Origin of the sequence: Alkalihalobacillus sp. NPDC127517, from assembly GCF_050276055.1 — a bacterium.
In the GTDB taxonomy this organism is placed as follows: Bacteria; Bacillota; Bacilli; order Bacillales; family Bacillaceae_D; genus Alkalicoccobacillus.
In genome coordinates this window covers 1-26,821 of the sequence record NZ_JBNNQX010000008.1, presented here as the reverse complement: position 1 = coordinate 26,821, position 26,821 = coordinate 1, and the positions used below count along the sequence as shown (strand labels likewise).

The following is a 26,821-nucleotide window of genomic DNA, read 5'->3' as shown; positions in this document are numbered from 1 at the left end:
AAAAAAGAGGAGAGTGGATATTTTGCCAACGACAAGAGAAGAAGCCCTACACATTCACAGAATAAACAAAGGGAAATTAGAATCGAAAGCGAAAGTTCCAGTCAAAAATGCTAGAGACCTAAGCTTAGCTTATTCTCCAGGTGTAGCAGAGCCATGCAAAGAGATTTTTGAAGATGTTGAGAATGTATTCGAATACACGATGAAAGGAAACATGGTTGCAGTCGTAAGTAACGGTACAGCAGTACTTGGGCTTGGAAACATCGGTCCTGAAGCTTCTTTACCTGTAATGGAAGGAAAGGCAGTACTATTTAAGTCCTTTGCTGGTGTAGATGCATTTCCAATTTGCTTACGTACAAACAGTGTCGACGAGATCGTTCAAACGGTTAAACTTCTTGAGCCAACATTTGGTGGGGTGAATCTCGAAGATATCGCTGCTCCTGATTGTTTTGAAATTGAAGAAAGATTAAAGAAAGAAACAAATATACCCATTTTCCACGATGATCAACACGGAACGGCTATCGTAACCCTTGCTGGATTAATTAATGCGCTTAAATTAAGCGGCAAAAAGCTTTCTGAAATTAAAGTTGTAGCAAACGGTGCTGGAGCTGCAGGGATTGCCATTATCAAATTAATGCTAAGCATGGGTGTACGTGAAATTGTAATGTGTGACACAAAAGGAGCTATTTTTGAAGGTAGATCCTATGGGATGAATCCAATTAAGGATTCTGTCGCTAAACATACGAATGCAAAACGTCAAGAAGGTTCACTTGCTGATGTCATTAAAGGAGCCGATGTCTTTATTGGTGTATCTGCTGAAGGTGCTGTCACAAAAGAAATGGTTGAAAGCATGAACGATAACCCAATCATTTTTGCCATGGCTAATCCAGTTCCAGAAATTATGCCAGAAGATGCAAAAGCAGCGGGTGCATCGGTTATTGGTACAGGACGTTCAGATTTTCCGAACCAAGTAAATAATGTGTTGGCTTTCCCAGGAATTTTCCGTGGTGCACTTGATGTAAGAGCAACACATATTAACGAAGAAATGAAAGTGGCAGCAGTCTATGCGATTGCTAACTTAATTGATGAATCCGATTTAACAACAGATTACGTGATTCCGGCACCATTTGACGCTCGTGTAGCACCAGCTGTAGCAGCAGCAGTAGCAAAAACAGCGATGGAAACAGGTGTTGCTAGAATTAAAGTGGATCCTGAAGAAGTAGCAGCGCGTACAAGAGAGTTAACATTAATTAACGACTAACACACAAGATAGATTATACATACAACAAGCCGGAGGATAACCGCCGGCTTGTTGTATGTTATAATTGATTTCGGCAGGAATGCTTGGACCGGTCATAGAATATAGTCAAGGTAAATCATTCTTTTTTAGTTTGATTGAAATTGTCATGTGGTTCTTATATATTATTTTTAGAATTTATATTGTATATGTTTTATCTGGCTCTCTTTTTTAAGAGACCCTACTACTACTTGTTCAGCGATTGACAATCCTCTAGGAGGTTGTCGGATGCTAGTGAGGTGCAAATATGCTTAAAGATTTATTTTCAAAGAAAAAAAGGTACGCGACGATTCCTTCTGAAAGAGCGAAGCAAGAAGTTCCAGAAGGTTTAATGACCAAATGTCAAAACTGTGGAACCATTCTCTATACGAAGGATTTCAAAAAGAATTTACAGGTTTGCCCTTCATGTGGTCACCATCATCGGATGAGTGCGTACGAACGTCTGGACTTTTTACTCGACGAAAACTCATTTGTCGAATATGACAAAGGAATGATTGGTAAAAACCCTCTTAATTTTCCTGGTTATGAAGAAAAGCTAGAATCTGATCGGAAAAAGACGAAGCTTAACGAAGCCGTTGTAACAGGAGAAGGAACGATTAATTCGTTTCCCGTAGTCATTGCTATTATGGATTCTCGTTTCCGTATGGGAAGCATGGGTACAGTTGTAGGAGAAAAGATTACACGAGCAATTGAAAAAGCGATCGAACTGAATCGACCTCTTATCTTGTTTACAGCATCTGGTGGTGCACGTATGCAGGAGGGTGTTTTAAGCTTAATGCAAATGGCCAAAACAAGCTCAGCTCTTCAGATGCTGAACCGTGCGGGTGGATTATATATTTCTATTATGACACACCCAACAACGGGAGGAGTATCGGCAAGTTTCGCTTCTCTAGGTGATTATAATTTCGCAGAACCTCGTGCATTAATTGGATTTGCGGGACGTAGAATCATCGAACAAACAACAAGACAAGAACTTCCAGAAGACTTTCAGACGGCGGAGTTTTTATTAAAGCATGGACAACTAGATAAAGTTATCCCGAGACATGATATGAAAGAAACACTCACAAAAATTCTAGACATGCACACGCCGTCCTAAAGAAGGGAGTCACGTACTAATGGGAAATGAAATGGTGTTTGAAAAACCAATAAATGAATTAAAAGAGAAGATAGAAGAACTACAAACCTTTGCGCATGAGAAGGACATTGATTTATCTGCAGAGATTAAACGGATGGAAGATCGTCTGCACGAATTGGAAAAAGAAATTTACGGCAATTTGAAGCCATGGGAACGGGTTCAAATTGCACGTAACAGCAAGAGACCGACTACGCTTGACTACATTAACCATTTGTTTGAGGACTTTATTGAACTTCACGGCGATCGGTTGTTTAGTGAAGATGAAGCTATTGTTGGTGGGATTGCAAAGTTTAATGGTCAGGCCGTTACTGTGATTGGACACCAACGAGGCAAGGATACGAAAGAAAACATTCGTCGTAACTTTGGATCACCAAGACCAGAAGGGTACCGCAAAGCTCTACGATTAATGAAGCAGGCTGAGAAATTTAAGCGACCAATCATTTGCTTTATTGATACAAAAGGAGCAGACCCGGGGAAAGAGTCAGAGGAACGTGGACAGAGTGAGGCAATTGCACGTAATCTTCTTGAAATGGCTGGGTTAAAAGTACCTGTTATATCCATTGTCATCGGAGAAGGTGGAAGTGGTGGCGCTCTTGCTTTAGGCGTAGCTGATCACATTCATATGCTCGAGAACTCCACGTATTCTGTGATTTCTCCTGAAGGTGCGGCAGCATTGCTTTGGAAGGATTCAACACAAGCACAACGAGCTGCAGAAACGATGATGATTACGGCTCCAGATTTAAAGAGACTTGAAGTGATAGATGAAATTATCTATGAACCAAAAGGTGGCGCGCATCTGGATGTTGAGACACAGGCTGAAAGTATTGGTCGAGTCATTGAACAATCATTACAAGCATTAAGTGTGCATACAGAGGACGAACTTCTTTTATCAAGACACGAAAAGTATAAGCTAATGGGTAGCCATTCAATAGAAATACTGTGAATAGATAGGAGAATGGAGGATTCTTGACATAAGAATCCTTCTTTTTTTGATGAAAGTTTGTATTCTTTATATGAACATGGTATTTTTTTTAATTGAGAGCATGATAAAATAGAATAGAAACATGTTGAATGTTTTTTCGAGTGAGTGAAGGAGGAAATAGTTTGAAAAGAATCGGTGTATTAACAAGTGGTGGAGATTCTCCAGGTATGAATGCTGCAATTCGTGCAGTTGTGCGAAAAGCGATATACCATGATATAGAAGTGTACGGGATTTACTACGGTTATGCTGGTTTAATTGCTGGAGATATTAAGAAAATGGAGCTTGGCTCTGTAGGTGATATCATTCATCGTGGTGGAACGATGCTTTATACAGCACGTTGCGAGGAATTTAAAACGCTTGAAGGCCAGCAAAAAGGAATCGAACAATTAAAGAAATTTGGCATAGAAGGTTTAGTTGTCATTGGTGGAGATGGTTCATTCCAAGGAGCTCAAAAGCTAACAGGACATGGCTTCCCGACAATTGGTGTGCCTGGAACGATTGATAACGATATTCCTGGAACTGACTTTACAATTGGTTTTGATACAGCCTTAAATACGGTCATTGATGCGATTGATAAAATTCGAGATACAGCTACATCACATGAGCGTACGTACATCATTGAAGTGATGGGTCGTCATGCAGGAGACTTGGCTTTATGGGCTGGACTTGCGGATGGAGCAGAAACAATCTTGATTCCAGAAGCTGACTATGATTTCGACCAAATCACTTACCGATTAAAACGTGGACAAGAGCGTGGCAAAAAACATAGTATTATTATTGTAGCTGAAGGCGTAGGTAGCGGTATGGAGTTTGGACAACGCCTTAAAGAAGCAACAAATATGGAGACAAGAGTAACGGTACTAGGTCATATTCAACGTGGCGGTTCTCCAACTGGAGCTGACCGTGTACTTGCTAGCCGTTTGGGAGCAAAAGCTGTTGATCTATTACTTGCTGGAAAATCAGGTGTAACGGTAGGTATTCAACAGAACAAGCTTGTCTATCATGATATTGACGAAGCGCTATCTAAAAAGCATACAGTAGACTTAGACATGTACATGTTATCTCAAGAACTGTCTATCTAAAAGGGTACGGGTTTCTTGATTTAAAATAGTAAAGTAAACATCTAATCATTCAGGAGGAATTTATGCGTAAAACAAAGATTGTATGTACAATAGGACCTGCAAGTGAATCAGTAGAACAGCTGGTTCAATTAATTGAAGCGGGAATGAACGTGGCGAGATTGAATTTTTCTCATGGGGATTTTGAAGAGCACGGTGCTCGTATTACAAACATTCGTGAAGCTTCAGAGAAAACAGGAAAAACCGTCGCTATTCTTTTAGATACAAAAGGACCAGAGATCCGCACTCAAACACTTGAAGGTGGAGTAGCAGAACTAAAAGCAGGTCAAGAGTTAATCGTTTCGATGAAAGAAGTAGTCGGAAACTGCGAAAAGATCTCGATTACATATCCAGGTCTTGTAAATGATGTAGAACCAGGCTCTACCATTTTATTAGACGATGGGCTAATTGGTCTTGAAGTATTGGAAATTGGACAAGATGAAATCAAAACAAAAGTACTGAATAACGGAGTACTTAAAAATAAAAAAGGCTGTAACATTCCAAATGTAAGTGTAGACTTACCTGGTATTACAGATAAGGACGCAGCAGACATTAAATTTGGTATTGAGCAGAACGTTGACTTTGTTGCTGCTTCCTTTGTGCGCAGAGCATCGGATGTACTAGAAATTCGTGAATTACTAGAGCAGAATGATGCTCATTCAATCGGGATTATTCCTAAGATTGAAAACCAAGAGGGTGTCGATAACATTGACGAAATCCTTGAAGTATCTGACGGTTTAATGGTTGCTCGTGGAGACCTTGGTGTGGAAATTCCAGCTGAAGAGGTACCATTAGTACAAAAAATGCTTATCAAAAAATGTAATGCCGTTGCAAAGCCTGTTATTACAGCAACTCAAATGCTTGATTCCATGCAACGTAACCCTCGTCCAACTCGTGCAGAAGCAAGTGACGTGGCAAATGCTATTTTTGATGGCACTGATGCAATTATGCTATCAGGTGAAACGGCAGCGGGAGACTATCCTGTAGAAGCTGTTCAAACGATGCACAATATCGCAACAAGAACAGAAAAAGCTCTGAACTATGAAGCGATCTTGAGAAGAAAAACGAAAGAAGCCAAGCCTTCTATTACGAGTGCAGTTGGCCAATCGGTTGTATTCACTGCTGAAACACTTAACGCAGCAGCTATTCTAACTGCGACAGAAAGTGGTTATACGGCTCGTATCGCTTCTAAGTATCGTCCAAAGTCACCAATCTTAGCGGTTACTGGTAACGAACGCGAGTATCGTAAATTGAATCTAGTATGGGGTGTAGAGCCGCTTCTAGGTGAAAGAGCTGGAACAACAGATGAAATGCTAGAATCAACGGTTGAACGAGCTAGAAAGTCTGGACGTATCAATCAAGGTGATCTTGTTGTTATCTCTGCAGGTGTTCCTGTTGGTGAACCTGGTACAACAAACCTACTTAAGGTTCATATCATCGGTGAAGTTGTTGCAAAAGGTCAAGGAATCGGCCGCCGTTCTGCATCTGGTAAAGTTGTTGTTGCCACAACAGCTGCAGAAGCAAACGAGAAAATGGTTGAGGGCGCGATCCTTGTTACGTACAGCACAGACAAAGATATGATCCCTGCCTTTGAAAAAGCAGCAGCGGTTATTACAGAGGAAGGCGGCTTAACTTCTCATGCGGCGGTAGTTGGATTAAATCTTGCTACACCAGTCATTGTTGGAGTTGAAGGAGCCTTAAAACTATTCGTTGATGGTGAAGAAGTGACTGTTGATGGAGCACGCGGTGACATTTACAGAGGCCACGCGAGTGTACTATAATAAATGCTGGAGAAGGATTTCCTTCTCCAGTTTTTTTATCTTCATTTTTCAATTAGAGGAGTTTTTGAATGAAAAAATATATTGTAGCATTAGCAGTTATAGTCCCTGCGATTGAAATAGTTGGGTTTTATTTTATGGTTCAATGGGTGGGTATATGGACCACAATGGCTTTAATGATAGCAACAAGTCTTCTTGGCATTCTACTTGCTAGAAGAGAAGGATTACAAGCTGTCCGACTAATGAAGATGCAGGCAAGAAGTGGCCAACCACCAACTGGAGCCGTATTAGATGGAATTTGCGTCTTTCTGGGTGCTTTATGTCTGTTTCTTCCGGGATTTTTAACGGATTTCATTGGAATTCTGCTGTTTCTTCCCTTCTCAAGAGCGGCTGTTAAGGCATTAGCAGTAAAGTGGATGTATCATCTGTTTCAAAAAGGACAGGTTATTGTTAGGTCCCGTCGATAAATGTATAATATCCTTACTTCGGCTGGCAGTTTCTGCTCCAATCGACAGATATAGCGGAATGAATTAAACTGTGATATGATAACTATGAATTGCTAAGAGGAAAGTTGGGTCCATACTTTGATTTCTCATGCCACCTTGTTTATGTTGATTCTAATGGGGATTGCAATCGTGGCGAGAAATCAATCGCTCTTGATTGCTGTTGTATTTTTGCTTGTTGTGAAATGGATTGGGCTTGGAGATAAGCTATTCCCGCTTCTTCAGCAAAAAGGGTTAAATATTGGTGTAACCGTTATTACGATTGCTGTATTAACACCAATCGCAACAGGTGACATTGGTTTTAAACATCTTGCTGAGGCCGCTAAGTCATCCTATGCCTGGATTGCGCTTGGCTCAGGCGTACTCGTTGCGCTAATTGCTGCAAATGGAATAGATCTCTTACAAAATGACCCACATATCACGGTAGCACTTGTCATTGGAACCATCTTTGCTGTTGCTGTTTTGAATGGAGTGGCAGTAGGTCCATTAATTGGGGCCGGTGTTGCGTATCTAACAATGAAGGCGGTCACATTTTTTATGAATCTTGGTGGATAACATCTACGTATCCTTCAGTTTCATAAAAAATGAAGTCGCTTTTATTGAGCATTAATGACAGTCAAGGTAAGATAAATGAGAATGGATGAGACAATTTTCTATTAGTAATAGAATCTCTGAAAACTGAAATGAAAGCATTTACTTTTTAGCACATTAAAGTTTGATTAAAAAGGGGAGATCTGCGTGACTACTACAAAAGGTTTAGAAGGTATTGTAGCTACAACGTCTAGTGTAAGTTCAATTATTGATGATGTTTTAACGTATCAAGGCTATGACATTAACGATTTGACTGAACATGCTAGTTTCGAAGAAGTTGTTTATATTCTTTGGAACGGTCGATTACCAAATCAAGATGAACTAAAAGATTTCACGAATGAACTTGCCCATCATGCGGAAGTACCTGAACAAGTGATAGATCAATTAAAGGCCTTACCTTTAGATAAGGTTCATCCAATGGCGGTTTTACGTACAGCCATTTCAACACTAGGGTTGTTCGACCCTGATGCGGACAAGATGGAAGAAGAAGCAAATCGTTCAAAAGCTTTACGCATTCAAGCTCAAATCCCAACGATTGTGACAGCGTTTTCTAGAATCCGCCAAGGTAAGGAGCCTGTAAAACCGAACCCGGATTTAAGCTTTGCTGCTAATTTCCTTTATATGCTTAAAGGCGAGGAACCAAATGACCTTGAAGTCACGGCCTTTAATAAAGCCCTTGTTCTTCATGCGGACCATGAATTAAATGCTTCTACCTTTACAGCGAGAGTCTGTGTTGCGACGTTATCAGATGTTTATTCTGGTATAACTGCAGCAATTGGAGCTCTTAAAGGTCCTCTACACGGGGGAGCGAACGAAGCAGTGATGAAAATGCTTTCTGAGATTGGCGATGTGGATCAAGTAGAGTCGTATATTAAGAACGCATTTGACAACAAAGAAAAGATCATGGGCTTTGGACATCGTGTATATAAAAATGGTGATCCGCGTGCGAAGTTTTTACGTGATATGTCTAAGCAATTAACGGATACAACAGGTGAAACAAAGTGGTATGATATGTCTGTACGTATCGAGGAACTCGTAACCAATGAAAAAGGTCTTCTTCCAAATGTAGACTTTTATTCTGCGAGTGTTTATCATAGTTTAGGAATTGATCATGATTTATTTACTCCGATTTTTGCGATTAGTCGCACATCGGGATGGACAGCTCACATTCTTGAACAATATGCAAATAACCGTTTAATTCGTCCAAGAGCTGAATATGTTGGACCTGGTAAGCAAGAATTTGTTCCTTTGGAGCAACGTTAATAAGGTGTTACAGGAGGGGAACCCCTCCTAGTACATATAATTTTCAGTATGTCCGATCATGCGTCGGTCAAAACTTTTCAGGAGGTCTATATTATGTCTAGTGGAGAGATTATTAAAGTAAACAATGGTGTGTTGGATGTACCAAATGAGCCGATTATTCCTTATATCGAAGGAGATGGAATTGGTCCTGATATCTGGGCAGCAGCTTCTCGCGTATTAGACGCTGCAGTTGAGAAAGCATATAATGGCGAAAAGAAAATTGTATGGAAAGAAATTTTAGCTGGTGAAAAAGCGTTTAACGAAACAGGTAGCTGGTTACCAGAAGAAACGCTTGATGCCGTTCGTGAATACCTAATCGCAATTAAAGGACCTCTAACGACTCCAGTTGGTGGTGGAATTCGTTCTTTAAACGTAGCACTTAGACAAGAGCTTGATCTTTACACTTGCTTACGTCCGGTTCGTTATTTTGAAGGAGTTCCTTCTCCAGTTAAACGTCCTGAAGATGTAGACATGGTTATTTTCCGTGAAAACTCTGAAGATATTTATGCTGGTATCGAATATCAAGAAGGATCAGATGAAGTGAAAAAGCTGATCGAATTCTTGAAAAACGAAATGGGAGCTAAGAAAATTCGTTTCCCTGAAACATCAGGGATCGGAATTAAGCCTGTTTCCAAAGAAGGAACAGAGCGTCTAGTTCGTGCAGCTATTGACTACGCTCTAACTGAAGGACGTAAGAGCGTGACACTTGTTCATAAAGGAAACATCATGAAGTTCACTGAAGGCGCATTTAAATCTTGGGGTTACGAGCTTGCTGAACGTGAGTACGGTGATAAAGTATTCACATGGGCTCAGTACGACAAGATTGTTGAAGCAGAAGGAAGAGAAGCAGCAGATAAAGCACAATCTGAAGCTGAAGCTGCAGGTAAGATTGTCGTAAAAGATTCAATTGCTGATATTTTCTTACAACAAATCTTGACTCGTCCAAAAGAATTTGATGTTGTTGCAACAATGAACTTAAACGGTGACTACATCTCTGATGCACTAGCTGCACAGGTTGGTGGAATCGGTATTGCTCCGGGAGCAAACATCAACTATGACACTGGACATGCTATCTTTGAAGCGACTCATGGAACAGCACCTAAGTATGCTGGTCTTGATAAAGTGAACCCTTCTTCTGTTCTATTATCAGGAGAGCTGTTACTTCGCCACTTAAACTGGAACGAAGCTGCTGATCTGATCATGAACTCTATGGATAAAACCATTGCTAGCAAAGTGGTAACGTATGATTTCGCTAGACTGATGGATGGTGCAACTGAGGTTTCATGCTCAGGTTTTGCAGATGAACTAATTAAAAACCTCTCATAATTTGCAGTGAACCAGATGATATCGATTAAAGGAGTGAACAGCAAATGGCTATTAAACGCAGAAAGATCTCAGTAGTTGGTGGAGGCTTTACGGGAGCTACAACCGCTCTTATGGTTGCTCAAAAAGAGCTTGGAGATGTAGTTCTTGTTGATATTCCGAATATGGAAGGACCAACTAAAGGGAAAGCGTTAGATATGTTTGAATCAACGCCAGTTCAAGGGACAGATGCAAAGATTACTGGCACATCAAGCTATGAAGATACAAAGGACTCTGATGTCGTTGTTATTACAGCTGGCATTGCTCGTAAGCCGGGCATGAGTCGTGATGATCTTGTTAGCACAAATGCCGGTATCATGAAATCTGTGACAAAAGAAGTTGTGAAACACTCACCTAATTGCTATATCATCGTGCTTACAAATCCGGCCGATGCCATGACATATACGGTTTACAAGGAATCGGGTTTCCCGAAAAATCGTGTTATTGGTCAATCTGGTGTGCTTGATACAGCACGATTCCGTTCGTTTATTGCAGAGGAGCTAAATATTTCCGTTGAGGACATTACTGGATTTGTGCTGGGTGGACACGGAGACGACATGGTGCCATTAATTCGTTATTCGGCAGCAGGTGGCGTACCGCTTCAAAGCTTACTTTCTGAGGAGCGTATTAGTGAAATTGTTGAGCGTACTCGTAAAGGCGGCGGAGAGATTGTCGGTTTACTCGGAAATGGTAGTGCATACTACGCACCAGCTGCTTCTCTTACTCAAATGGTTGAAGCAATCCTTAAAGATAAAAAGCGAGTGTTACCAACGATTGCTTATCTTGAAGGGGAGTACGGTTATGACGATCTATATCTTGGAGTCCCAACGATTCTCGGTGGAGACGGAATTGAGAAGATTATCGAGCTAGACCTTACAGAGGATGAGAAGAACCAATTAGATCGCTCAGTAGACTCTGTTCGAAGTGTAATGGAAGCTCTGCCAAACGAATAATTCGGACAAAAAGAAACAAGTCATGCTTTCGTGTGGCTTGTTTCTTTGCGTATTGCTTAAAACTAAAAATGTTAAAACACTAGAACCGTGATGTGAGACTATATGCCGCTCCCGGAATGATCGGCACGCTTTCCTAGGGAGGGCGTTGAACTAACCTGGCATGAGCCAGTTCATTTCAACCCTGCCCTTAGATCCCTTAGGAGTCGGCCGACCATTCCGTCCGCTGGTTAGTGATAATAAATTATAAGATCATTGTTAGACAATAAAAAAAATAAATAGCTAAAAATGATATAGGATTACGATTATAATTATCGAATTTGTAGTACATATATGTAGTAGGTTATCTAAATGTAGTGATTGATTTCTGATAAGCATGATTAACGTTACGTGTTCGATCGAACTAACATGGCGAGGAGAGATGTTAAAATAGTTCTCATTCTATTTACTTTATTGTACAGTGCATCAACCTGGGTATTAAGTATAGATTATGGACCTGCTTTAGGGATCTATGTAATCAGTCTAGGAGCTGTTAAAGGGTATCGTACAAAAGAATTAAAAGATGTTTTTAACCTTACGAAAACGAAAGTCCTTTATAAGAACATTGGGTTAAAAGATTCTGTAATCGAGTATTTGTCTCTAAGCCTCGTATTTTTAAACTCCATTTTAATCAGTGTTCCTAATTACAGTGCATTTGAATACTTCTGGATTTTTTGCCTGAACACTGCCGTATTCCGCTTGATCTATTGGGGTGTATCGAACGCAACTAAAAATGGAGATTTTAACAATAGCCCTCTATAGTTAGACTTTATTATTGCCTTACTCCTTAAGTGTTTTTATGACTACTACAAATGATCCGCAATAGTGAACTGCTCTATTTCACTATCTAGATATCCCCTTCATACAATTTTGGAGGAATAAAAAAATTTTCTATAACCAAATAGAACGTATCCTAGTAAATTCATAGAAACAAAACTAGCGGACTGAATAGCCGGCCGACTCCTAAGGGACAAAAAGGCAGAGGTGAAAAAATGAATTGGCGCTAGCCAATTTAGTTCAGCGCCTTCCCTAGGAAAGTGTGCCGGCTATTCTGGTAGCGGCAACTAGAACACTAATCTAGATTGTTGTGCAAACCGCAATGTGTCAGAACCAAACCGAGCGGACGGAATGGCCGGCCGACTCCTAAGGGACGAAAAGGCAGAGGTGAAATGAATTGGCGCCAGCCAATTTAGTTCAGCGCCTTCCCTAGGAAAGCGAGCCAGCCATTCCGGTAGCGGCATACAAAGCGCAGCATTGTATTTCTGATTTTTCTCCTACTAAATATCTTAAATTCTCGTAAGCTGATCGAAGCATTTATTAACTTATGTAAAGATTATCGCAAATGTTTGAATAAAATTTGTTATACTACATGTAAATAGAGAGAAGACTGTTCAATTAAAATGTAAGGAGTGTAGGATATCCTTTATGGGAAAACGACTTTTAGTAGTAGATGATGAGGAATCAATTGTAACGTTACTCCAATTTAATCTTGAACAGGCAGGGTACGAGGTTGAAACAGCGAAAGATGGTGCAGAAGGTCTAGAGCTTGCAAAACAACAGCCGTTTGACTTGATTGTGCTAGATTTGATGCTACCTGAAATGGATGGAATCGATGTATGTAAACAACTTCGCATCAGCAAAGTGCAGACACCTATTCTTATGCTAACAGCAAAAGATGATGAATTTGATAAGGTGCTAGGCCTTGAACTGGGTGCGGATGACTATATGACAAAGCCGTTTAGTCCAAGAGAGGTTGTGGCTAGAGTGCGTGCTATCCTAAGAAGGGCGGCTCAAGCGAATCAGCAACCACAATCAACGGAGGATGCCTCTGAGATGATTCGCATTGGAGAGGTTGATATCTTTCCGGAGAATTATGAAGTGAACTGCAGAGGACAGGCGTTATCGCTCACACCAAAAGAATTTGAATTGCTATTATATCTTGCAAATCATAAAGGACGGGTACTGACTCGAGATCAGTTACTTAATGCGGTATGGGACTACGAATTCGTAGGGGATACCCGAATTGTGGATGTCCACATCAGTCACTTGCGAGAGAAAATTGAACCGAATACAAAGAAACCCGTTTATATTAAAACCATTCGTGGCTTAGGGTACAAAATGGAAGAACCGTTGCTAGATGCATAAGCTGCGTTTTCGTTTAATTTCTACAGTTACACTGATTACACTCATAGTCATGTCTGGGCTTGGATTAGCCATCGGACAATGGTACAAGGACTTTTATTTAAAAACGATCACGGAAAGACTTGAGAGTGAGGCGCAATTAGGCTCTTACATGGTCCAAGAGCTTTGGAGTGATTTAACTTCTGACTCTGACTTGGATCAGCTGGCAGAGATTATTAGTGACCGCGTGATTGCTCGTGTGACCATTATCGATCTCGAAGGTCAGGTGTTAGGTGAATCCGCACAAACGGGGCAGCCTTTAGACAACCATTTGGATCGACCTGAAATTCGGGAGGCTGATCTTGAGGAAGATGGCTTTGAAATTCGTTATAGCCAAACATTAGATCAAGAGCTTCTTTATTATGCTGTACCTATTTACGATGAAACAAATGCCAAAGTAGGGTATTTTCGATTAGGGTTACCAATGGAGGATTTAAATTCTGTTGATCGAACCATCTGGTTAATTATTGGGGCAAGCTTTTTTATAGCTGTTTCACTCATTTCTTTCTTAGCTTTTAGGGTGACAAAAGAGATGATGAAGCCGATTGATGAATCGGTTAAGGTGGCGAAACGATTAGCAAAAGGGGACTATTCTGCTCGCACCTTTGAAAACCAACATGCTGAGATTGGGCAGCTAAGTAGGTCGCTCAATATGTTGGCTTATAATTTAGATTACATTTCGAAACGGCATCAAGCGCAACAGGAGCGAATGGAAACACTTATTGAGAACATGGGAAGTGGCTTGCTTCTAATTAATGTTCGTGGTGATATTTCCGTGATGAATAAAGCAAGTCGAATGATTTTCCAGGTGGAAGATCAGGCATGGTTGAATCGACTCTATCATGACGTTATGGATGAATCTGGGTTGGTCCAATTTATTCAATCGGTCTTTATTACAGAAACGAAGCAGAGAGATCAGCTGACGCTTGGCAAACCATACATGGCTAAGGTATATGATGTGTATGGAGCGCCCGTTTTAGATGCATCAGGTAAGATGAGAGGAATGACACTTGTCTTGCACGATATCACGGAGCAGAAGAAGCTTGAACAAATCCGTAAAGATTTTGTAGCAAATGTGTCGCATGAGCTGAAGACACCAATCACTTCAATTAAAGGGTTCTCAGAAACATTGCTAGATGGAGCGATGAATCAAGAAGAGCTAAGAGAGAAGTTCTTAAAGATCATTTTAAAGGAAAGTGAGAGGTTACAGAGCTTAATTCACGATCTACTCGAGCTGTCAAAAGTAGAGCGCTCCAATTTTCAGGTTCACTGGACAAATATGACGCTGGAGCAAATTGCTGAAGAAGTTGTGACAATGCTATCTGAAAAGGCAGTAGCGAAAGAGATTACCTTATCGCTTGAAGCCTCGGGGGATTCAACCATGCAAGGGGATCCTGAACGCATGAAGCAAATCCTGATCAACATCATTAACAATGCGATTATGTACACTCCTGCGAGCGGGGAAGTTAAGGTGAGTATTAAGGGAAAACCGGGATCTGTTGAATTAAAGGTTTCGGATACAGGGATTGGTATAGAAGATAAAGAAATCCCAAGAGTATTTGAACGCTTTTATCGTGTGGATCGAGCGAGAAGCCGTAATTCTGGCGGAACTGGTTTAGGTTTAGCGATTGTAAAGCATTTGGCTGAGGCTCACCATGCAAGTATTCAAGTGAAAAGTAAGCAAGGTCAAGGCACAGTGTTTACACTTGTTTTTCCTAAAGAGCAACAAGAAGAACTCTTTTAATCTTTACAAAACATTTACAATGCCTTTATGACTGTTTAACAGCTTATCCTTATACTCAATAAGTGAACGGTCTACCACGAATGATAATTCCAGTCCCACTAACCCTGGCTGGATGATATTGTTCACCCCCTTGAAGGACGAAAGCTCCCCCTTATGCTTTCGTCCTCTTTTTGTGTCTTCATTTCTCGACTTTTTCTATTTAAGTTTGCCTATGGTACAATTGTGACAAGGATAACCAGAGAAATGAGGCGGACCCACATGAAGAAATTAATCTTAATAGATGGAAATAGTATTGCGTACCGAGCTTTTTTTGCGTTACCGCTTTTGTCGAATGATAAAGGAATTTACACAAATGCGGTGTACGGATTCACAACGATGCTTCTAAAAATACTTGAGGATGAAAAGCCAACCCACATGTTGGTGGCTTTTGATGCCGGAAAATCGACGTTCCGTCATAAGACCTTTTCAGAATATAAAGGAACAAGACAAAAAACACCACCAGAGCTGTCTGAACAGCTTCCATTTATCCGCCAACTTCTTGATACGTATGGAATTAAACGACATGAGGCGACGGAGTATGAAGCGGATGATATTATTGGAACGCTTGCCAGTCGAGCGGAGCAGGAAGGCTGGAATGTGAAAGTTATTTCTGGAGATAAGGACTTACTGCAGCTCGTTACAGATAAAGTGGAAGTGCATTTAACGAAAAAAGGAATCACCAATATGGATCGATATGATCTAGAAGCCATCGATGAGAAGTATGGAATCTCTGCAAAACAAATTATTGATCTCAAAGGATTAATGGGTGATTCATCAGATAATATTCCTGGTGTTCCAGGAATCGGTGAGAAAACAGCGCTGAAGTTATTAAAGGAATTTGGTTCTGTTGAAACAGTTCTTGATTCGGTAGACCAAATTTCAGGTAAGAAAATGAAAGAACGACTTGTGGAGCACCGTGAACAAGCCTTAATGAGTAAAAAGCTTGCAACCATTTTTACAGAGGTTCCAGTTGATTTAGGAATAGACGATCTAGCCTTTGGTGACTACGATGTAGCAAACGTATCGGCTTTCTTTAAGGATCTAGATTTTTCTTCCCTTTTAAATCGACTACCAGATGAAAACGGCGAAACACCTTCAGAAGAATTAAGTGAAATGGACATTACACTCGTTGATGAAGTAACAGAAGAGCACCTTGCTACACCAGCTGCTTTAGTGGCAGAGGTACTTGGTGAACATTATCACCATGCACCAATTGAAGGCTTTGCCATTACAAATGAAAATGGAACCTATTTCATCCCAACAACCACAGCAGTTGAATCTGAGTTATTCGTGGAATGGGCCAAGGATGAAACAAAGAAAAAATGGGTGTTTGATGCAAAACGAACAGTAGTCGCACTCGGCTGGCAGGATATCGAACTGGATGGTGTTGAGTTTGACCTGTTGATTGCATCCTACTTACTTGATCCATCTGTATCTTCACATGGGATGAGTGATATCGCTCAACGTAAAGGTTTGTCGATTGTCCAAGATGATGAATCAGTGTATGGCAAGGGAGCCAAACAACGTGTTCCAGAAGAAGATGCATTAAGTGACCATTTAGGACGTAAAGCGTCTGCCATTTTTAACTTAAAGGAAGATTTAGAGAAAGAGCTTGAAAATAACAACCAATCCGAACTCTTTTTTGATCTGGAGATGCCCCTGTCTGTGGTACTTGGTCGGATGGAAACTACGGGGATTAAAGTGGATTCCTCGCAGCTTAAGCAAATGGGTGAAGACTTGTCAGAGCGTTTAAAAGCACTTGAGGAAACCATCCATGACTTAGCGGGAACAAGCTTTAATATTAATTCTCCTAAGCAGCTTGGTGAAGTGTTATTTGAAACGCTAGGATTACCGCCAGTGAAGAAAACAAAAACCGGGTATTCCACTTCAGCGGATGTGTTAGAGAAGCTTGCAGACGAACATAAAATTATTGAGCATATTTTACTGTATCGTCAGTTAGGTAAGTTGTATTCTACTTATATTGAAGGTCTCTTAAAAGTTGTAGATGAAAGTACGGGGCGTATTCATACTCGATATAATCAAGCACTCACACAAACAGGAAGATTAAGCTCTACGGATCCGAACCTGCAAAACATTCCAATTCGACTAGAAGAAGGACGAACGATTCGTAAAGCGTTTATTCCATCAGAACCAGGCTGGTCGATTCTAGCTGCTGATTATTCTCAAATTGAGTTGCGCGTTCTTGCACACATTTCAGAAGATCAAGGATTAATTGAGGCGTTTAGAAATGATATGGATATCCATACAAAAACAGCAATGGATGTCTTTCATGTAGGTGAGTCTGAGGTTACATCAAATATGCGGAGAAGCTCTAAGGCTGTAAACTTCGGAATCGTGTATGGAATTAGTGATTATGGATTATCACAAAGCTTAAATATCACCCGTAAGGAAGCGGCTGAATTTATTGAACGTTACTTGGAGAGTTATCCAAATGTGAAGGCGTATATGTCAAATGTTGTTGAAGATGCACGTGAAAAAGGATATGTATCGACCTTAATGCAGCGTAGACGTTATTTGCCGGAGCTCGTCAGCCGTAACTTTAATTTACGAAGCTTTGCAGAACGAACAGCAATGAATACACCAATTCAAGGGACAGCAGCAGACATTATTAAGAAAGCAATGATCGACATGGCTGAACGTCTTGAATCTGTTGGGTTAAAGAGTCGAATGCTCTTGCAGGTACACGATGAATTAATCTTTGAAGTACCAGAAGATGAACTAGAGCAAATGAAACAAATCGTACCTGAGGTGATGGAAGCTGCTTTGGAATTAAATGTCCCTCTTAAAGCAGATGTTTCGGTTGGCGATACGTGGTACGAAGCAAAATAAAGTGAGTAAAGTAAAGGATGCGTATGATACATGCCAGAATTACCTGAAGTAGAAACGGTCAAACGAACGCTTGAAGAATTGGTTGTCGGAAAAACCATTCAATCGGTTGATATTGCATGGCCAAATATTATTAAACGACCAGCTGATCCAGCGGAGTTTACAACAGAAATAAAGGGACAAACGATCCATTCTATGAGAAGACGAGGCAAGTTCTTGCTTTTTGAACTTGATGATCTAGTCATGGTCTCTCACCTACGCATGGAAGGAAGATACGGGGTATACAAGCAAGAGGACTCGCCAGTTCCTCATACCCACGTTACATTTAGCTTTTCCGATGGAACAGAGCTTAGGTATCAAGATGTACGTAAGTTTGGAACCATGCACCTTTTTGAAAAAGGAAAAGAAGAAGAAACGATGCCATTGCTTCAGCTTGGGGTAGAGCCATTTGACGAAGCATTTACGGTTGAATTGCTCACACATGCAAGCAAGAAAACCACACGCAAGATAAAGCCGTTTCTTTTAGATCAAAAAACTGTTGTTGGTCTAGGGAATATCTACGTAGATGAAGCGTTGTTCAGGGCGCGTATTCATCCAGAGCGGCTTGCCCAATCATTAACTGATGATGAATTTCAAAAGCTCCACCACAGTATTATTGAAACGTTGTCAGAAGCCGTTCAGCTTGGTGGCAGCTCCATTAAATCCTATGTAAATGGTCAAGGAGAGATGGGGATGTTTCAACAGACGCTGGATGTCTATGGTCGAAAAAACGAACCGTGCAAACACTGTGACGATACCATTATTCGAATTGTTGTTGGCGGACGTGGAACTCACTTTTGCCCAACGTGTCAAGCGAACTAAAGGTACATTGAATAAGCTCCTTTCATATGCTAAAACATGATCGCCTAAAGAAAGGAGCTTCTATTCATGTCTGGTTTTGTTGCATTAGTTGTGCTTGCATTCGCCCTAAGTCTTGATAGCTACGGAGTAGGAATGACGTACGGACTTCGAAAAATGAAAATTCCCTTTGTTTCTCTTCTATTTATTGCGTGTTGTTCTGGAGCCTCCATTCTTATTGCGATGGGACTCGGAAAAACTATCGTCCTTTATCTTTCTCAGGATGTAGCGGAAGCGATTGGGGCTATCCTACTTATTTTAATTGGACTTTTTACATTATGGCAGGTGTATGCGCCTGTTAAAAAGAAACCAAAGCCGGTGCGTAAGAAAAAAGAACATCCGTTTAGTTTTCAACTGAGGATCTTTGGATTTGTAATTCATGTACTAAGAGAACCATTAAAAGCAGATATGGATCAGTCTGGCGCTATTACAGGCAGAGAAGCGCTCTTGCTCGGGGCAGCTTTATCGCTTGATGCATTTGGAGCTGGGGTAGGAGCAGCGTTACTAGGGTATGCTCCTTGGCTACTCGCAGTCTGCGTCGCTTTTATGAGTGGTTTCTTTCTTATGCTTGGCATGAAAAGTGGATTTCGGTTTGCGAGTATTTCTTGGATTAATCGACTCGCCTTTATTCCTGGAGTTCTTCTCATTATAATCGGAATTTGGAAGATATAAGGAGGAGCTTATGATTATTGGATTAACCGGCGGAATAGCGACGGGAAAATCAACTGTGGCATCGATGATGGTGCAGGAGGGTATTCCTGTTGTAGATGCCGATGTGATTGCTAGAAAAGTATTGGAAATAGACGGGGCAGCGTATCATCAAGTTGTCCAGGCGTTTGGGCATGAGATTTTAAATAAAGATGGCTCCATTAACCGCGCAATGCTTGGCGAACGAATTTTTACAAATGAGAGCATGCGCTTGAAACTAAATGCCATTGTTCATCCCGTGGTGAGGTCGGAGTTAGTTGCAAAGGCTGAGGCTTATCAGAGGGAAGGACATGAGCATGTAGTGATGGATATCCCCTTACTATATGAAAGTGAGTTATTTTACCTAGTGGATAAGGTGCTCCTTGTTTATGTCACACCAGAGCTTCAGCTTAAACGATTAATGTCCCGCGATCAAGCAGGAATGGAACAAGCCCGATCACGAATAAATGCTCAAATACCTATTGATGAAAAAATAGAACGAGCAGATGGTGTCATTCATAATCATGGTACTAGGGAAGAGACAAGAAATGAATTGCGTCACATATTAAAGGCGTGGAATGGATAGATATGACCTACTAAAGATCAGTTTTGCTGATTTTTAGTAGGTTTTTTTATTATATTCAAGAAAATCATTCGCACTTAATTATAATGTGTTATACTATATAATAAATAAATGGTTATAAAGTATAACACTATAAAGGGTGGGATCATGATGAAAACAAATGTAGCGATCAATGGGTTTGGACGTATTGGACGAATGGTCTTTCGTAAGGCTATGCTTGATAAAAAGGTTCATATGGTAGCTATTAATGCAACGTATCCAGCAGAGACGCTTGCACATCTGATCAAATATGATAGCGTGCATGGAAGATTTCCTCTGTCAGTGGATGTTCAGGATGATCAATTATATGTTGATGGTCAAGAAATTAAGTTATTCCAAGCAAGAGATCCAAGAAGCCTTCCTTGGAGTGAGCTAGAGATTGATATTGTCATTGAAGCGACAGGTGCGTTTAAAACAAAAGAAGCAGCGGGATATCATGTGCAAGCAGGGGCAAGAAAAGTATTAATTACAGCACCTGCAAAGGACGAAGATATTACGATTGTCATGGGTGTAAATGAACACGAATACGAGGCAGAGCATCACCACATTATTTCAAATGCTTCATGCACAACAAATTGTTTGGCACCGGTTGCAAAAGTACTCGACCAAAGATTTGGAATTGAGAGCGGAATGATGACAACGGTTCATTCATATACAAATGATCAGAAAAACATCGATAACCCTCATAAAGATTTGCGTAGAGCCAGATCTTGTGGCCAATCTATTATTCCTACCTCTACTGGTGCCGCTAAAGCCATATCTAAAGTTCTGCCTCAGCTTGAAGGAAAGCTTCATGGGATGGCATTACGAGTACCAACACCAAATGTGTCATTAGTAGACCTGGTTGTTCAATTAAAGAAAGATGTAACAGTAGAAATGGTGAACACAGCATTTAGACAAGCGGCAAGCTCTGAGCTTTCAGGCATCCTTGGAATAACGGATGAACCACTTGTTTCCATTGATTTTAATGGAGAGGAGCAATCCTCGGTTATTGACGGATTATCTACAAGTGTTCAAGGTACTCGTCACTTAAAGGTTCTTGCTTGGTATGACAATGAGTGGGGATACTCATGTCGAGTGGTGGATCTAATGAATTATGTTGCTGCACGCCTAAAAAAAGAATTAACTGTATGAGTGAGAGTATACGCAATTAATGACAAGTTTCTTACTTGAGTCTATTGCATTGACCTCTGAAAAACAGTATACTTGTTGTCGTGAGCCGTGAACGGCAAACAAGGTATGATCTCTACACAGAAAGGGTTAGGACCTCATAGGACTAACTTTCCCCCGTGTGTATAGGTGGTGCTGCATGCTTGGAAAGGCATGATTATTACTGTAAAGGGGGATTCAACTTATGGACACAATGGGTCGGCATGTTATTGCAGAACTATGGGGTTGTAATGTAGAAAAGTTGAATAATATGGACTTTATTGAACAGGTTTTTGTTGATGCCGCGTTAAAAGCAGGAGCTGAAGTAAGAGAGGTAGCTTTTCATAAGTTTGCCCCTCATGGTGTGAGTGGAGTGGTGATCATCTCAGAATCACATTTAACCATTCACAGTTTTCCTGAACATGGCTATGCGAGTATAGATGTATATACCTGTGGAGATTTAGATCCGCACCTGGCTTCCAATTATATAGCTCAGGAACTTCATTCAACGTCTAGCGAAGTCATTGAAGTACCTCGAGGTATGGGACCAGTTCAGCCTAAAAAAGTGGCTGTTGAATCTAATTAATTACAACGTATGTAGGAAAGTGAATTTGCCTTTTGGCAGATTCACTTTTTTAGTTTATACTAATGATAACGCTTACTGATTTTTGTAGAGAAAGAGGGGTTCATATGGGATTAAAAGAAACCTGGCATTTTTTAACGAGAAGTCATGCTGAAACAGGGGAAAAACACAGTAATGAATCGCTTCAGACAAGATATTATAAAGGAAACAAGGATAAAGTCATTGAAGCGATAGAAGTTGTTGTAAAAGAATCGGGATACAACTTAAAACGAACGGAACGAGAACGCGGAGAAATCATTATTGAGCAATCATCCGGGAAAAAGTTTTTACTGGTAGCCTCTGTTATTACGGTTAGACCGTTTAAGACGGCGGTTGATTTTTCATGCTCATATAATACCGTCTTGCCTTCAGATTTTGGAAAAAGTAAACGGATGCTTGAGTTAATGTACAAGAGATTGGATAAACAACTGATATATATCGGGTCTGGCTTAGGGGAGCAACTATTATAACCGCTTGTCAGCGCCCGTCTTTTTTTATAAAATAAATGGTAGAAAGAAGACTTGACTTGTGTAAGGTTGGAGATGATTACATGCGATGTCCCACATGCCATTTTAATGGTACAAGGGTACTGGATTCTAGGCCAAGTGATGAAGCTCGCTCAATACGAAGACGAAGAGAATGTGAATCGTGTGGAAACCGGTTTACAACCTTTGAAACGGTTGAAGAGGTTCCATTAATTGTTGTAAAAAAGGACGGGACGCGCCAAGAGTTCAGTCGAGATAAAATTTTAAGAGGACTTATTCGTGCATGTGAAAAACGAGCAGTCTCCCTTGAAACATTAGAGAACGTAGTAAATAATGTTGAAAGAGATCTAAGAGGGTCTGGGAAAAATGAAATGCTTAGCCAAGACGTTGGAGAATTAGTTATGGAAAGACTGGCAGACATTGATGATGTGGCATATGTCCGGTTTGCTTCCGTTTATCGCCAATTTAAAGATATTAATGTCTTCATTAAAGAATTAACTGATTTAATGAACAAGGAATAATGGCATTTGCAATGTTCGCTGGTTAGAAGCAGGAATAACTAAAAACGGATTTAAAGAAGGCAAATGATTCTGCAAAGGAATCATTTGCCGTTCGTGTTTTATTGAACAAGCTTTTTCATAGATTGAATGTAAGCATGTAATCTTTTATAGTAAAGCCCTTGTTTCCTGCATTGCCAGATTTATGAGGCGCAGAAATAGAGGGAACGTGTTACACTATGATCACGATTGAAGAAACAAGGGGGGCACTACGTTGAGTTGGCACTGGAGGGAGCTGCTTCCTGTTGATAGATATACCGTTCGAACGGCTGATTATTTAACTGATATGGATCAAAAAGTAATGGTATTACTCTATCAACCATTAATAGGTACGGTAGCAAACGGTTTATATACAACCTTATGGGCACATTTAGAAAGAGATCAATGGATTAGCTCCGAGCAAACGCATCGGCAGCTTATGTTGATGACAGAGCTCTCACTAGCAGAGATCTTTGAGGAACGTAAAAAGCTAGAAGGAATTGGATTACTAAAAAGCTATAAACAAAAGGTTGATTCAGAGAGTCGCTATCTTTATGAACTGCAACCACCTATGACACCTAAACAATTTTTTGAAAATGATGTACTCAGTGTGTATCTTTTTAATCGATTAGGGAAAACCCAATTTAGAGAATTACGTAATCGTTTTTCAGTGGACGCAGTTCCGACATCAGAATATACGGAGTTAACGTATTCATTTGATGAGGTGTATACGTCCTTACATCATTCTGAGATGGTTTCAAATTTACGTTCAGAAACCGGGGAAGCACTGGCGAATTATACAAATAAAACAATTCTTTCTCGTCATGATAAACAAGGGTTTTCTTTCGAAGACTTTGACTTGGAGCTTATGAAAAATGCACTTTCAAGCTTTGTGGTTCCAGAACGGGCGATCACAAAAGAAGTAGAAGAAACCGTCATTCGACTGGCCTTTGTTTATCGTGTGGATCCGCTTGAAATGAGTAAAATTGTTTCACAAGCAGTGGGACCGGACGAACGAGTTGATTTAGAATTATTAAGGAAAAAAGCACAGGATTGGTATCGGTTGGAATATGGGAGTAATCCTCCTGGACTGGGTCTGAGAACACAGCCGATGAAAGAGCGTACGATGAATCAGAAGGAACCAACAACAGATGAAGAGAGAACGATCCTCTTTTACGAGGAGACTTCGCCATTAAGACTTCTTGAACTTCGCTCTGAGGGTGCTCAGGTCGCACCAGCTGATGTGAAGATTGTTGAAGGACTCATTCTTGATTATCAGTTGTTACCAGGTGTTGCAAATGTCTTGTTGGATTATGTGTTGTATCAATATGACATGAAGCTCTCTAAACCACTTGTTCATAAGATTGCTGGTCATTGGTCTAGGAAAAAAGTAAAGCTTGTTCATGAAGCGATGCAACTGGCAAAGCAAGAGAAGCAAAGCAAGGCGGAAGCTGCGGATTCATATTCCACGCAAAAACAACAAGGGAAACGAAATCGTAAGAAAGATAAGCTTCCAAAATGGCTACTTGAAGAAAAACAATCCCAAGAGCAAGCACAATCGGAAACGGCTTCAGCAAGTGAAAACAAAACTGAACGGTCGAATGATACAGAGCAACAGTCAAAACAAAGCTTTGAGAGCATGCTCGAAGAATTAAGACGATCAAAACAACAAAAGGGAGGGTAATTGTGGAACGTATAGACACAGCGCTTTCCAAATGGGATGGAAATGATGAACTTCAAAAGCGATTGGATCGTGCGAAGGAAGACTTGCTAAAAAGCCCTTATATCATTCGTTTCTTAGAAGAACATCCTATTGTAACAAGTGAGATGATCCAAACAGGACTTAACAAGCTTTATGAATACAAAAAAGAGCGTGAGAACTGTGATAACTGTCCTGGGCTTGTTCGTTGCCCTAATTTAATGCAAGGGTATCAGCCAGAGCTATATGTGGACCGTAAGCATTTAGAGCTTCAGTATCATGCCTGTAGCTTAAAAGTTCAAGCTGAGAAACAAAAGCAGGAACAAACGCTTATTCAATCTCTTTATATCCCTAAAGAAATTCTTTCTGCTAGTTTTGAACATTTAGATCACGGAACAGACCGAATGGAAGCAAGTCGTGCTGCTCTTCAATTTGCCATGAATGCAAAGCCAGGAGAAGATGGCAACGGATTATACCTATATGGCAAATTTGGCGTTGGAAAGACCTATTTGATGGGTGCGGTTGCGAACGAATTAAAGGATCGAAACATTGAAACATTCATTATCTTCGCTCCTGATTTCTTTCGGGAGATGCGACAGTCCATCTCTGATGGTTCATTTCAAGAGAAGCTTGAAGCGGTTAAGAAAGCACAAGTATTAATCTTAGATGATATTGGCGCTGAAACGATGTCAAGCTGGATAAGGGATGATGTGCTAGGTGCCATTTTGCAGCACCGGATGCTTGAAAAGTTACCTACTCTTTTTACATCGAACTATGATTATGATGAGTTGGAACGCCATCTTGCTTATTCAGATAAAGGTGGTACAGAAGAGCTAAAGGCCATGCGAATAATGGAACGAATTAAGCATTATACAGAAGCGATAATAATTAAAGGTGAGAATCGGAGAAGCTAACGTAGCCTCTCCTTTTTTTTTAGGTGTTGTCAATTGGAAGTTTCTATTTATCTATGATACGATGAAATTATCCTTTAAAAGGTGATGGGGGTTACAACATGAGCGTTGATGAAATACTTGAACGCGCCGTCAATGGGGATCGTATTTCCATGGAGGACGCTGTAAAATTATATGAAAGTGATGACCTTGAAAAGCTAGGAAAAGCCGCTGATACAATTATGAAGAAGTGGCATCCAGAGCCTGTTACAACATTTGTCATCGGACGAAATGTAAACTACACAAACTTCTGTGATACATATTGCAGCTTTTGTGCATTTTATCGCCCACCTAATTCAAAAGAAGGGTATGTTCTTGATGATGAAGTGATCTTCTCTAAAATTCAAGAAACTCTTGATGTCGGTGGAACAGAGATTCTAATGCAAGGTGGAACCAATCCTAACTTAAAGCTTGATTATTATACGAATTTGTTAAAAGGAATTAAAGAGCGCTTTCCTGATATCTGGATGCACTCGTTCTCTCCTGCTGAAATTTGGAAAATCGCTGAGGTGTCTGACTTGTCGGTGGAAGAAGTTCTTCGTGAGCTTCATGCAGCGGGTCTTGATAGTATGCCAGGTGGTGGAGCTGAAATTCTTACTGAGGAAACAAGACTGCGTGTTAGTCGCCTGAAGGTTACGTGGGAACAGTGGATGGATGCGATGAAAGCAAGTAAGAAGGTTGGTATGTTCGGATCCGCAACCATGGTTATTGGTTTTGGGGAGTCATTTGAAGAACGTGCCTTGCACTTGCAGCGGGTGAGAGATGCTCAAGATGAAACGGAATGCTTCACAGCCTTTATTTCATGGCTGCTTCAGCCTGAGAATACGGGTCTGCGTCGATTAAAGAAACTGACAAAAGAAGATTATCTTAAGAATGTAGCGATCTCTCGCATCTTCTTAGATAACATTCCAAACTTCCAGTCTTCATGGGTAACAATGGGACCTGAAGTAGGAAAGCAGTCACTTCATTTTGGTTGTAACGATTTTGGTTCAACGATGATGGAAGAAAACGTAGTGTCAGCTGCCAATACAACGCATAAGGTCAACACGAATTTAACTCTTCGTTTGATTCGTGAAGCGGGTAAAATTCCAGCGCAACGTACAACGTCTTATGATATTGTTCGTGTGTTTGACGGGGAAGAATCAGCTGAAAAAGACTTTATCATGCAAAACTAACTATCTGAGAAGCTTCTTGCCAGCGGCAGGAAGCTTTTTTGTGTGCGCCCAGCATGGGTGATAACTTGGTGGTGAAAGTCCACTACAGGCTTGGCAGTAGGAACTGTTAGCTGACGGCAAGGGTGTCCATCGCG

General features: G+C 40.6%; 24 protein-coding genes. All 24 read left to right on the top strand.

All coding sequences use genetic code 11. From position 1 onward, the window contains the following. Positions 1–22 precede the first annotated feature (22 nt). The 24 genes from ystJ (at position 23) to mqnC (ending at position 26,687) form a co-directional block, all read left to right on the top strand. Entirely contained in the window at positions 23–1,258 is a 1,236-nt protein-coding gene (ystJ, locus tag ACQKKO_RS12085) for an NADP-dependent malic enzyme (RefSeq protein WP_498647492.1), read from the top strand. A gap of 283 nt (positions 1,259–1,541) precedes the next feature. Then, positions 1,542–2,390, top strand: coding sequence for an acetyl-CoA carboxylase, carboxyltransferase subunit beta (gene accD / locus ACQKKO_RS12080; protein WP_498647490.1), 849 nt, complete (start codon positions 1,542–1,544; stop codon positions 2,388–2,390). A 19-nt stretch (positions 2,391–2,409) separates the two neighbouring features. Further along, positions 2,410–3,372 (top strand): acetyl-CoA carboxylase carboxyl transferase subunit alpha, encoded by a 963-nt coding sequence (gene accA / locus ACQKKO_RS12075; RefSeq protein WP_498647488.1) that lies wholly within the window; start codon positions 2,410–2,412, stop codon positions 3,370–3,372. A 161-nt stretch (positions 3,373–3,533) separates the two neighbouring features. Further along, complete coding sequence (pfkA, locus tag ACQKKO_RS12070; protein ID WP_498647485.1) at positions 3,534–4,493, top strand: 6-phosphofructokinase; 960 nt, start codon at positions 3,534–3,536, stop codon at positions 4,491–4,493. 62 nt (positions 4,494–4,555) lie between these two features. Further along, positions 4,556–6,310, top strand: a complete 1,755-nt coding sequence (gene pyk / locus ACQKKO_RS12065) for a pyruvate kinase (RefSeq protein ID WP_498647483.1) — start codon at positions 4,556–4,558, stop codon at positions 6,308–6,310. 68 nt (positions 6,311–6,378) lie between these two features. Then, complete coding sequence (locus ACQKKO_RS12060) at positions 6,379–6,774, top strand: FxsA family protein (protein WP_498647480.1); 396 nt, start codon at positions 6,379–6,381, stop codon at positions 6,772–6,774. Positions 6,775–6,891: 117 nt separating this feature from the next. Beyond that, a complete protein-coding gene (locus ACQKKO_RS12055) occupies positions 6,892–7,365 on the top strand; it encodes a DUF441 domain-containing protein (protein WP_498647478.1) in 474 nt (157 codons plus the stop codon). A gap of 183 nt (positions 7,366–7,548) precedes the next feature. Beyond that, on the top strand, positions 7,549–8,664 hold the full coding sequence (gene citZ, locus ACQKKO_RS12050) for a citrate synthase (protein WP_498647476.1): 1,116 nt from the start codon (positions 7,549–7,551) through the stop codon (positions 8,662–8,664). Positions 8,665–8,712: 48 nt separating this feature from the next. After that, entirely contained in the window at positions 8,713–10,029 is a 1,317-nt protein-coding gene (icd, locus tag ACQKKO_RS12045) for an NADP-dependent isocitrate dehydrogenase (protein ID WP_498647474.1), read from the top strand. A 44-nt stretch (positions 10,030–10,073) separates the two neighbouring features. Continuing rightward, positions 10,074–11,018 (top strand): malate dehydrogenase, encoded by a 945-nt coding sequence (gene mdh / locus ACQKKO_RS12040; protein ID WP_498647471.1) that lies wholly within the window; start codon positions 10,074–10,076, stop codon positions 11,016–11,018. A 387-nt stretch (positions 11,019–11,405) separates the two neighbouring features. Beyond that, positions 11,406–11,816: a hypothetical protein gene (locus ACQKKO_RS12035; RefSeq protein ID WP_498647468.1), complete on the top strand. Its 411-nt coding sequence runs from the start codon at positions 11,406–11,408 to the stop codon at positions 11,814–11,816. Positions 11,817–12,479: 663 nt separating this feature from the next. After that, the gene (locus ACQKKO_RS12030; protein ID WP_498647464.1) at positions 12,480–13,199 is read left to right on the top strand and encodes a response regulator transcription factor; all 720 of its coding nucleotides are present in this window, start codon (positions 12,480–12,482) and stop codon (positions 13,197–13,199) included. Further along, positions 13,192–14,979: a two-component system histidine kinase PnpS gene (gene pnpS / locus ACQKKO_RS12025; protein ID WP_498647458.1), complete on the top strand. Its 1,788-nt coding sequence runs from the start codon at positions 13,192–13,194 to the stop codon at positions 14,977–14,979. Before ACQKKO_RS12030 ends, pnpS begins: the two co-directional genes overlap by 8 nt. A gap of 258 nt (positions 14,980–15,237) precedes the next feature. Further along, positions 15,238–17,868: a DNA polymerase I gene (gene polA, locus ACQKKO_RS12020; RefSeq protein ID WP_498647455.1), complete on the top strand. Its 2,631-nt coding sequence runs from the start codon at positions 15,238–15,240 to the stop codon at positions 17,866–17,868. Positions 17,869–17,898: 30 nt separating this feature from the next. Further along, on the top strand, positions 17,899–18,726 hold the full coding sequence (gene mutM, locus ACQKKO_RS12015) for a DNA-formamidopyrimidine glycosylase (protein ID WP_498647453.1): 828 nt from the start codon (positions 17,899–17,901) through the stop codon (positions 18,724–18,726). Positions 18,727–18,792: 66 nt separating this feature from the next. Then, positions 18,793–19,434: a sporulation membrane protein YtaF gene (gene ytaF / locus ACQKKO_RS12010; protein WP_498647451.1), complete on the top strand. Its 642-nt coding sequence runs from the start codon at positions 18,793–18,795 to the stop codon at positions 19,432–19,434. A gap of 10 nt (positions 19,435–19,444) precedes the next feature. Continuing rightward, the gene (coaE, locus tag ACQKKO_RS12005; protein WP_498647449.1) at positions 19,445–20,035 is read left to right on the top strand and encodes a dephospho-CoA kinase; all 591 of its coding nucleotides are present in this window, start codon (positions 19,445–19,447) and stop codon (positions 20,033–20,035) included. 147 nt (positions 20,036–20,182) lie between these two features. Beyond that, a complete protein-coding gene (locus ACQKKO_RS12000; RefSeq protein WP_498647448.1) occupies positions 20,183–21,205 on the top strand; it encodes a glyceraldehyde-3-phosphate dehydrogenase in 1,023 nt (340 codons plus the stop codon). A gap of 220 nt (positions 21,206–21,425) precedes the next feature. Then, positions 21,426–21,806, top strand: coding sequence for an adenosylmethionine decarboxylase (speD, locus tag ACQKKO_RS11995; protein ID WP_203089670.1), 381 nt, complete (start codon positions 21,426–21,428; stop codon positions 21,804–21,806). A 104-nt stretch (positions 21,807–21,910) separates the two neighbouring features. After that, on the top strand, positions 21,911–22,312 hold the full coding sequence (locus ACQKKO_RS11990) for a DUF1499 domain-containing protein (RefSeq protein WP_498647445.1): 402 nt from the start codon (positions 21,911–21,913) through the stop codon (positions 22,310–22,312). A gap of 80 nt (positions 22,313–22,392) precedes the next feature. Beyond that, entirely contained in the window at positions 22,393–22,848 is a 456-nt protein-coding gene (gene nrdR / locus ACQKKO_RS11985; RefSeq protein WP_498647443.1) for a transcriptional regulator NrdR, read from the top strand. A gap of 250 nt (positions 22,849–23,098) precedes the next feature. Further along, positions 23,099–24,547 carry a replication initiation and membrane attachment family protein gene (locus ACQKKO_RS11980; RefSeq protein ID WP_498647442.1) on the top strand — a complete coding sequence of 483 codons (1,449 nt, stop codon included), beginning with the start codon at positions 23,099–23,101 and terminating at the stop codon, positions 24,545–24,547. A gap of 2 nt (positions 24,548–24,549) precedes the next feature. Further along, positions 24,550–25,476 carry a primosomal protein DnaI gene (gene dnaI, locus ACQKKO_RS11975; protein WP_498647441.1) on the top strand — a complete coding sequence of 309 codons (927 nt, stop codon included), beginning with the start codon at positions 24,550–24,552 and terminating at the stop codon, positions 25,474–25,476. 98 nt (positions 25,477–25,574) lie between these two features. Further along, a complete protein-coding gene (gene mqnC, locus ACQKKO_RS11970; protein ID WP_498647439.1) occupies positions 25,575–26,687 on the top strand; it encodes a cyclic dehypoxanthinyl futalosine synthase in 1,113 nt (370 codons plus the stop codon). Positions 26,688–26,821: the final 134 nt, after the last annotated feature.

What these genes read in the sequence shown, in the direction of transcription:
- accD (WP_498647490.1), top strand. Translation starts at nt 1,542, where the DNA reads ATGCTTAAAGATTTATTTTCAAAGAAAAAAAGGTACGCGACGATTCCT.
- accA (WP_498647488.1), top strand. Translation starts at nt 2,410, where the DNA reads ATGGGAAATGAAATGGTGTTTGAAAAACCAATAAATGAATTAAAAGAG.
- pyk (WP_498647483.1), top strand. Translation starts at nt 4,556, where the DNA reads ATGCGTAAAACAAAGATTGTATGTACAATAGGACCTGCAAGTGAATCA.
- ACQKKO_RS12060 (WP_498647480.1), top strand. Translation starts at nt 6,379, where the DNA reads ATGAAAAAATATATTGTAGCATTAGCAGTTATAGTCCCTGCGATTGAA.
- icd (WP_498647474.1), top strand. Translation starts at nt 8,713, where the DNA reads ATGTCCGATCATGCGTCGGTCAAAACTTTTCAGGAGGTCTATATTATG.
- mdh (WP_498647471.1), top strand. Translation starts at nt 10,074, where the DNA reads ATGGCTATTAAACGCAGAAAGATCTCAGTAGTTGGTGGAGGCTTTACG.
- ACQKKO_RS12030 (WP_498647464.1), top strand. Translation starts at nt 12,480, where the DNA reads ATGGGAAAACGACTTTTAGTAGTAGATGATGAGGAATCAATTGTAACG.
- pnpS (WP_498647458.1), top strand. Translation starts at nt 13,192, where the DNA reads ATGCATAAGCTGCGTTTTCGTTTAATTTCTACAGTTACACTGATTACA.
- polA (WP_498647455.1), top strand. Translation starts at nt 15,238, where the DNA reads ATGAAGAAATTAATCTTAATAGATGGAAATAGTATTGCGTACCGAGCT.
- mutM (WP_498647453.1), top strand. Translation starts at nt 17,899, where the DNA reads ATGCCAGAATTACCTGAAGTAGAAACGGTCAAACGAACGCTTGAAGAA.
- ytaF (WP_498647451.1), top strand. Translation starts at nt 18,793, where the DNA reads ATGTCTGGTTTTGTTGCATTAGTTGTGCTTGCATTCGCCCTAAGTCTT.
- coaE (WP_498647449.1), top strand. Translation starts at nt 19,445, where the DNA reads ATGATTATTGGATTAACCGGCGGAATAGCGACGGGAAAATCAACTGTG.
- ACQKKO_RS12000 (WP_498647448.1), top strand. Translation starts at nt 20,183, where the DNA reads ATGAAAACAAATGTAGCGATCAATGGGTTTGGACGTATTGGACGAATG.
- speD (WP_203089670.1), top strand. Translation starts at nt 21,426, where the DNA reads ATGGACACAATGGGTCGGCATGTTATTGCAGAACTATGGGGTTGTAAT.
- ACQKKO_RS11990 (WP_498647445.1), top strand. Translation starts at nt 21,911, where the DNA reads ATGGGATTAAAAGAAACCTGGCATTTTTTAACGAGAAGTCATGCTGAA.
- nrdR (WP_498647443.1), top strand. Translation starts at nt 22,393, where the DNA reads ATGCGATGTCCCACATGCCATTTTAATGGTACAAGGGTACTGGATTCT.
- mqnC (WP_498647439.1), top strand. Translation starts at nt 25,575, where the DNA reads ATGAGCGTTGATGAAATACTTGAACGCGCCGTCAATGGGGATCGTATT.